General features: G+C 66.2%; 6 protein-coding genes and 1 tRNA gene. 1 reads left to right on the top strand and 6 read right to left on the bottom strand.

Annotation, left to right across the window (positions count from 1 at the left end):
* Positions 1-419: tyrosine-type recombinase/integrase (locus tag VJV41_RS22625; protein WP_325337439.1), on the top strand; the 419-nt coding region annotated here is incomplete at its 5' end.
* A 16-nt stretch (positions 420-435) separates the two neighbouring features.
* Here the strand turns inward: VJV41_RS22625 and VJV41_RS22620 are convergent.
* The 6 genes from VJV41_RS22620 to VJV41_RS22595 form a co-directional block, all read right to left on the bottom strand.
* Positions 436-509 (bottom strand) — tRNA-Ile (locus VJV41_RS22620).
* Positions 510-610: 101 nt separating this feature from the next.
* Positions 611-1,456: a carboxymuconolactone decarboxylase family protein gene (locus VJV41_RS22615; RefSeq protein WP_325337437.1), complete on the bottom strand. Its 846-nt coding sequence runs from the start codon at positions 1,454-1,456 to the stop codon at positions 611-613.
* A 7-nt stretch (positions 1,457-1,463) separates the two neighbouring features.
* Entirely contained in the window at positions 1,464-2,837 is a 1,374-nt protein-coding gene (locus tag VJV41_RS22610; RefSeq protein WP_325337435.1) for a metallopeptidase TldD-related protein, read from the bottom strand.
* A 3-nt stretch (positions 2,838-2,840) separates the two neighbouring features.
* Positions 2,841-4,358, bottom strand: coding sequence for a TldD/PmbA family protein (locus tag VJV41_RS22605; protein ID WP_325337433.1), 1,518 nt, complete (start codon positions 4,356-4,358; stop codon positions 2,841-2,843).
* A 557-nt stretch (positions 4,359-4,915) separates the two neighbouring features.
* Positions 4,916-5,749 carry an energy-coupling factor transporter transmembrane protein EcfT gene (locus VJV41_RS22600; RefSeq protein WP_325337431.1) on the bottom strand — a complete coding sequence of 278 codons (834 nt, stop codon included), beginning with the start codon at positions 5,747-5,749 and terminating at the stop codon, positions 4,916-4,918.
* Positions 5,746-7,779 carry an ATP-binding cassette domain-containing protein gene (locus tag VJV41_RS22595; RefSeq protein WP_325337429.1) on the bottom strand — a complete coding sequence of 678 codons (2,034 nt, stop codon included), beginning with the start codon at positions 7,777-7,779 and terminating at the stop codon, positions 5,746-5,748. The genes VJV41_RS22600 and VJV41_RS22595 overlap by 4 nt, the downstream gene beginning before the upstream one ends.
* Positions 7,780-7,864 lie beyond the last annotated feature (85 nt).

The following is a 7,864-nucleotide window of genomic DNA, read 5'->3' as shown; positions in this document are numbered from 1 at the left end:
TCGACGAGACCAAGTCAGCCGCCGGCCGCCGCACCATTCCCCTGCCCCGGTTCGCCGTCGAGATGCTGCAGAAGCGTCGGCATCTCCCCTACCTCGGGGAGCAGACCGTCATCTTCCCGTCCACGGCCGGCACCCTCCGCGATCCCAACAACTTCCTGAAGCTGTGGCGCTCGGTACGAGAGGAGCTCGGCGTCCCGGATGCCACCGCCCACAGCTTCCGCAAGACCGTCGCCACCCTGATCGACGACGAAGGGCTATCCGCCCGAATCGGCGCCGATCATCTCGGCCACAGCCACGTCAGCATGACCCAAGACCGCTATATGACCCGCGGCCGAATCCACACCCAGGTGGCCGACCTGCTGGATCGTACGGTCCGCATAAACGATGAAAAAACGATGACTCAAGATGAACGATCTTGAAAAATAGCCTCTGAAGTGGGGCGGGCGGGGCTCGAACCCGCGACCAACGGATTATGAGTCCGCGGCTCTAACCAACTGAGCTACCGCCCCAGGCGTGATCTGCGCTGCACCATGGTCGCATACGCGATTGTCCGCCCAGCGGGCGACAAAGTCGCCGCCTGGCGGGCAAAACGAACTAGCACCTCCGGCCGCTAGCTCGCGAAGACCGTCTGCCCCTGCTCGTCGATCCGATACTCTTCCGTGCCCTCCGACACCCGCGGCGCATCGGCACCCATCGCCACGGCGATCTTGTTACACGCGTTTCGCATCACGTCCAGTGTCAGCTCGAACGCCTCGTCCTCGGTGAAGTGCTCCCGCACCCCGGCGGCGACCTCCGCACCGATCCGCGACGGCGTCCAGATCAACGCATCGACATAGCGCAACGCAGCCTTCTGCGCATCCGTCAGACCGTCCGCTGACTCGTAGTGCTCGATCTGGGTGTACAGGTCCTCCGACCCGCCAGCCCCTAGCGCGGTGCTGTCCCGCAGCGACTTACACAACCGGCAGTTGTGCTGCGCCGCCCCGCGCAGCCGCACGACCTCCGTCGTCACCGGGTCCAGCTGGCGCAGACGCGCCACCGCAGACACGAAACCGTTCAAGAGCGCCTCCACCGGATCCGCATCGTGGTCCCACTCGATCGGCTCACCATTGCCCGGCTTGCCCAGGCCCAGCGCGTCGAGACCGGCCCACACCCTCGGCACGAAGTCGGCGATGTAGATCGCTACGACGACGCGAAAAGCTCTGTCGCCCAACGTCGCAGCAAATTGCCGTCGCTGATGGTCCCCGATTCCCGTCACGTCGACGGCGAACTGTTCGGCGAAGGCCGCCACCACCGCCTCGTCATCCGAAGTTCCGTCGACCAGGTCAACCTCTGCCGGCAACGGCCGCAACGCCAGCGCCCGTCCGCATGTCAACCGGATCAGCGCGTCAAGCCGCGCGTCGCCCGACGACAATGCGACGAGACCAGCAAGTCGTCCGGGCACTTCTGTGTCGGCCATCCATGGATTATTGCGCCTGGCTGACCGACGACATGTGAAAGTCGGGGATCCTCAGCGACGGCATCGCGGCCCTCGTCGCCCAGTCGCCCCATTCCCGCGGCAGCGTCACCTCGCTGACGCCTGCCTGCGTCGCCCGCCGCAACAGATCCAGCGGGCTCTCGTTGAACCGGAAGTTGTTGACCGCCGCGGTGACCTCGCCATCCTCGACCAGATACACGCCGTCGCGGGTCAACCCCGTCAACAGCAGCACCGCAGGATCGACCGTGCGGATGTACCACAGCGTCGTCAACAGCAGACCCCGCTCTGTTCGCGCGATCATGTCCTCAAGACCCGCCGAGCCGCCCGTCATCAACAGGTTGTCCGCCGGCACCGCCGCCGGCGCACCGAACTCGGCGGCCGCCGCCCGCGGATAGGCCAACGCATTGATGACCCCATCGCGGATCCAGTCCACCCGCCCGATATCCATGCCGTTGTCGAACACCGACACCCGCTCCGACGAGGTCGCCACCGCGACGAACGGCGTGCACGCGAGCCCACCAGCCGACGGGTCCGAGTACAGCGTCAACGGCAGATCGGTCAGCTTCTCCCCTACCCGCGTGCCTCCGCCGGGAGCTGACAATGCGGTGCGCCCCTCGTGCGCCCCGCGGCCGTCCATCATCCACGCCAGATAGATCATCATGTCCGCCACCGTCGACGGCGGCATGATCGTCTCGTACCGTCCCGCAGGCAGTTCGATAGTCCGCTGCGCCCACCCCAGCCGCCTCGAAAGCTCAGCGAGCAGCGAATCGATCGGCACATCAACGAAATCCGGAGTGCTGACGCCCGCCCAGGCGCTGGCGCCGTCACGCTTGGCGTTGATCTCCACCGAACCAGTCGGCTGCGTGTATCGCCTCCGCAATCCACCAGACGTGGCCACGAACGTCGTCTCCATGATGTGCCGGGCGTACCCGTACAGCCGATCCGCGGCGCGAAAGCCTTGTGCCAGAGGACCGGCCAGCTCGGAGAACACCTCAGCCCCCGTGACTGCCACCGGCTCATCCCAGTCGGGCGGCACATCGGTAGCCGGCAGCGGCGGCGCGCTGTCGCGGGCTTCGGGCGCGGACATCGCCGCTTCCTGCGATGCGGACACGAGATCCGCGATGACCGATGGGTCGACGTCGCTGGACCGCACCGAACCGACTTGCGCCTTAGCGTCTTGGCGCACAATCGAAATCACCGTGGTGTGCCGGCTCACCGACTCACCGTTGGTGGTCATCGAATTGCCCGCCCATCGCAACGCCGCGTCCGCGCGATCGGTCACCAACACTATTGTCTCGTCGGCCTTACCCAACCTGCCGGCGGCGGCCAGCGCGATGTCAACGACCTGCTGCGCGCCGATCACCGACTACCGCCCCGCCTCGGTACGGGTGTTGAGCACGTTGACGCCGCGGAACAGCGCCGACGGACAACCGTGGCTCACCGCGGCGACCTGGCCGGGCTGGGCCTTGCCGCAGTTGAACGCTCCACCGAGCCGCCACGTCGACCGCCCGCCAATCGCTTCCAGCGATCCCCAGAAGTCCGTCGTCGTGGCCTGATACGCGACGTCACGCACCTGGCCGTCCAGCCCGCCGTGGCGGATCCGGAAGAACCGCTGCCCGGTGAACTGAAAGTTGTAGCGCTGCATATCGATTGACCACGATTTGTCGCCGACCACATAAAGACCGTCCTCGACGCGGCCGATGAGATCCTCCGTGCTGAGGTCATCAAGACCCGGTTGCAGCGATACGTTGGCCATCCGCTGAATCGGCACATGATGCGGCGAGTCGGCATACGAACAGCCGTTAGACCGGGCCACCCCCAGCCGCGGCGCGAACACCCGATCCAGCTGATAGCCGACGAAAAGGCCGTCGCGCACCAGATCCCAGCTTTGCGCCCGCACCCCTTCGTCGTCGAAACCAACAGTGGCCAAACCATATTCGACGGTCCGGTCCGCCGTCACGTTCATCACCGGTGAGCCGTAGCGCATAGATCCCAGCTTGTCCGGCGTCGCGAACGATGTCCCGGCGTAGGCGGCTTCATAGCCGATGGCACGGTCGTATTCGGTGGCGTGGCCGATCGATTCGTGAATCGTCAGCCACAGATTCGACGGATCGATCACCAAGTCCGTGGGCCCGGCCTGCACGGACGGCGCCTTGGCTTTCTCGGCGAGCAGCGGCGGCAGCTGCGCCAGCTCGTCGGTCCAGTTCCACACGTCGTCGCCCGCGGCATACTCCCAGCCGCGCGCGGTCGGCGGCGCCAGCGTGCGCATCGTCTCGAAGGTGCCCGCCGCGGCGTCCACTGCCACGGCTTCCAAGGTGGGCTGCACCCGCACCCGCTGCTGGGTGATCGTGGAGCCGAACGTGTCGGCATAGAACGTCTGCTCCTTCGCCGCATGCAGGGCCGTCGAGACGTGGTCAACGCCGTCGGAGGCCAACAACCGTCCGGAGTACTCCTGGAGGACCGCAATCTTGTCGGCTTGCGGAACCGTGAACGGGTCGATCCGGTAGTCCGAGACCCAACTGACATCGGAGTAGACGGGCTCGGCGGCCAGCTCGATGCGCTCGGCATTCAACGGTGCCAGCGCCAGAGCCACTCCCACAGCGCGCCTAGCCGTGTCTGCTGCCACGGCCGTATCCAGTTCGGCATGGGAAGCGAAGCCCCACGTGCCGTCGACGATCACCCGAACCGCCAGCCCGATCTCACGGTTGACGACGGCGGTCTCCAGTTCGCCGTCGCGCAACTGCACGATCTCTGTCGTGACGCCGTGTATGCGCAAGTCGGCGTAGCTGGCACCGGCGGCGACTGCGGCACACAACGCCGCGTCGGCCAGTTGATGTCGAGGCAGCTCGAGAAAGTCGGCATCGACTGGTCGGTGCACTGTCACGTCACCACCGTAATCGCGGGACGGAGATCCGCAGCGCAGCCCAGCGCGGTATTTGCGCTAGCAATGTTTGCTATTGACGCTAATGATAATTACGAGTAGGAATAGGGATACTGAGTCAGACTTGGGGAGGGGGAAATGCCCGCCTAGCGAGCGACAACGTTTCCGCTGTTTGCCACCATCAGTATGTTGTCGCTTGCTAGGTTGGCGCGATTCCCGGCACCAACTGGTTCGAAAGCGCCACTCGCCGGCGCGTCGGGTTAGAACCCGCAGCCGTCACGTCGTCGTCTCGCGCTACTCGACGAACCTCTCGGGCCGTTCAGGTGATGCGTGTCGTCGTAGCCAGAGCTGGGAGGCGGGCCTCAGTCTGCTTGAGAACTCCGAGATCGACGTCGACGTGATTTGCCTTGCACTCGGAGCCCCAAGGCACTCACATCCCAAGGGTCTAGTGCGTACTGCGTCAGATCTCGTCATCAATTGCTGACGAGCGCGGAGAGTCTAGTGCTCGTCTGCGCAGCGATTCTCGCGCACGCATCCTGTGCGACGTCTGGCGCCTGTGCCTAACGTGTTCCCAGCAGAGTCAATTCCAGCGCCAGCGCCGCCGCGCACACCAACACGACGATCGAAAGCGCGACCCAGTCAATGCGTTTGGGCTTCGACGGCGCCGCGGAGATCTGACCTGCACCACCTCGGGCGGTGATCGCATCGCCCATCTCGTCGGCTCGCCGAAGCGCCACCGCGATGGCCGCCGCGAGCAGGTCGATGACCTCCAACGCTCGCCGTCGGCGACGGGCCCTGCGCGTAACGGGCACCTGTTTGGGCCGAAGCCGACGGGCGGCATAGAGCACCCGGAACTCGTCGATGAGCATCGGAAACGCTCGCAACGCCAACGCCAAGGCCACCGCCCAGTCGTCGACCGGTAACCGTAATGCCCGCAGCGGCCGCCCCAACGTTGCCACCGCCGGGGCGATTTCGGCGACGTTGGTCGTCCACGACACCATCGCACCGAGGCCGAGCAAGACGATCGACAACACAGTGATTTGCACGAAGCTCAACACTCCGCCCAGCCCTACTTCGACCGAGCCGAAGTTGATGACCGGGCTGCCGCCGGCGAACGTCGCCGTGACACCGCCGAGGACCAGCAGTAACCACAGCCAACGCGGCACCGACGGGAGCACGCCCCTCGGAATCCGAGCCAGCCGTGCGGCCACCAACACCAGCGCGGCGACGAACGCGATCGGTACCCAACCCGGATAGAAGGTCAGCAACACACCGATACCCGCCGCCACGATGAGTTTCGTTCCGGCCCACAGATCGTGGATCACGCTGGGGCCCGGAACCGGTCGCAGCAGGACGACGGGCTTGCGCTGCCTTTGGGTCGCGGACGCGGTCACGACATCCCTCCCGCGGTCGTCGGCGCCGGTTCGAGCACTCCGTCGTGCAAGTGCAGCGTGCGTGGGCACAGGTCCTCGAGTCCCGAAAAGTCGTGGGAGATCACGACAATGGTGAGGCCGGCGCGTCGTCGCAGGTCCTCCAGCAATCGCAACAGGCCGCGCTGGCTCGCGGCGTCCAGGCCGGCCAGCGGCTCATCGAGGATGAGCGCACGCGGCGAGCGAGCCAGCAGCCCGGCCAGAACCACCCGGCGCATCTGCCCGCCGCTGAGCTGATCGATGCGCCGCTTCGCCAGGGCCGGATCCAGGCCGACGGTCGACAATGCCTTAACCACCCGGCCTCGATCACGAAGCGAGAACCCTGCGGCCGAAGCGACTTCCAGGTCTACCCGGCTGCGCATCAACTGCAGGCGCGCGGCCTGGAACGAGATGGCCACCGCGCCAACCTGATCGGACGCAGGCGCCCCGTCGAGTAAGCACTCACCGACGGTCGGCACGGTGAGGCCGGCCATGATCCATGCCAGAGTCGACTTGCCCGATCCGTTCAGGCCGTGGATCAACAAGCCGTCGCCCTCATGAACGCTGAAGGTGATGTCACGCAAAGCTGTTTTCGCCCAAGGCGTTCCACTGCCGTATTCATGGCCGACACCGTTGAGTTCGAGCACCGGCCGCTCAGCGGCATGCCCCGGCGCTACGGTGGCGGCCGGCGCCGCTGCCGTCTCCACCATCTCGGTGTTGTCGGCAGCTCCGCCATTGCCGGTCAAGTTGATCGTGCGGTCGGCGGCGTCGGCCTCGGTGTTGTAGTGGGTGATATGGACCAGTGACATGCGATGGTGCTGAGTCAGCCCTGACAGCACCGACATCAGCGCCTCGCGTCCGTCCTGGTCCACCATGCTGGTGACCTCGTCGGCGACGAGCAGCGACGGCTCCCGCGCCAACGCCGCCGCAACCGCGAGCCGTTGCAACTCACCGCCGGACAGTGCGCCCGTGTCGCGTTCGGCCAATCCGTCCAGACCGACCTCGTTGAGTAGCTGGTGCACGTCGGTGTTCTTGCCGGGCGGCAGTCCCCAGACGACGTCGTCGGCGACGCGGGTGCCCAGCACCTGGCTCTCCGGGTGCTGCATGATCACCGCCGTGCCGCCGAGCCGGCCGAGCCCGACGGCTCCGGGTCGCTCGATGGTGCCGGAGCTGGGTTCGCGCCCGGCCAACATCAGCATCAGCGTGGTCTTGCCCGAGCCGTTGGCGCCCGTCACCGCGATGTGCTCACCAGGTTCGATGCGGAGCGACACGGGACCGAGTGCGTCGTGATCGGCCTTGGGGTAGCGGAAGCGGACCTCATCCAGCAGGGCCGGCACAGGCTCGATCGGTTCGGTGTCGGTGGACGACTCGAGCTTGTGCACGTCGGGAATGCCCAGCAGTCGTGACATCACGCGTGACAGCGCCCACCAGCCGATCAGGCTGACGATCATGATGGACAGCACAGACATGCCGAAGAACAGATACGGCCAGTAGTCCAGAGCGGTGGCGAAGTCGCGCTTGAGCCGATCGGCGACTGGCTGCATGTCCGGGATGCGGGCGAGGATCGCGGCGGTTCCCTTGACGTTGGCGGTCACCGATTCGAACAGCAGGTGGCGCAGCCGCGCGAAGACGGCAAGGGCCGCCACCACAGCCACGCCGAACGCCGCTCCGGCGGCCAGTGCGCTGACGAAGACCGTCGGTGTGCCGTGTCCGCGACGCTTGACGATGCCGGTCAGCCCGCCGACGTAAGCACAGTTGAGGACCGTCATGAATCCGCCCATGCCGGCGATCAGGAACGCGATGACGCCGCCTGCGACCGTCGCGGCGATCAATACGCGCAACCGGTAGCGGTAAGCCAGCAGCCCCATCGGCACGGTACCCAGCATTGAGAGTCCGGCCGCGAACGGAACGATGACGGCAATGATCGCGGTTGCCGCGCAAAGGGCTGCCATCACCGAGGCTTGCGCCAGCTCGACCGGTTGCAGCCGTCGGCTCCCCACCCCGGTCACCGTCATTTCTCGATTCTGCCAGCCGCCGGCCGAGAGCCCCTGCGACCACGCTGTGACCGGCGCCACCGGCCGCGTCGTTTGATACGCATAG

Origin of the sequence: Mycobacterium sp. (assembly GCF_035274705.1) — a bacterium.
In the GTDB taxonomy this organism is placed as follows: domain Bacteria; phylum Actinomycetota; class Actinomycetes; order Mycobacteriales; family Mycobacteriaceae; genus Mycobacterium.
Note: the sequence above shows the minus strand (reverse complement) of the source record. Positions and strands in the feature narration are given on the sequence as shown.

What these genes read in the sequence shown, in the direction of transcription:
- VJV41_RS22615 (WP_325337437.1), bottom strand. Translation starts at nt 1,456, where the DNA reads ATGGCCGACACAGAAGTGCCCGGACGACTTGCTGGTCTCGTCGCATTG.
- VJV41_RS22595 (WP_325337429.1), bottom strand. Translation starts at nt 7,779, where the DNA reads ATGACGGTGACCGGGGTGGGGAGCCGACGGCTGCAACCGGTCGAGCTG.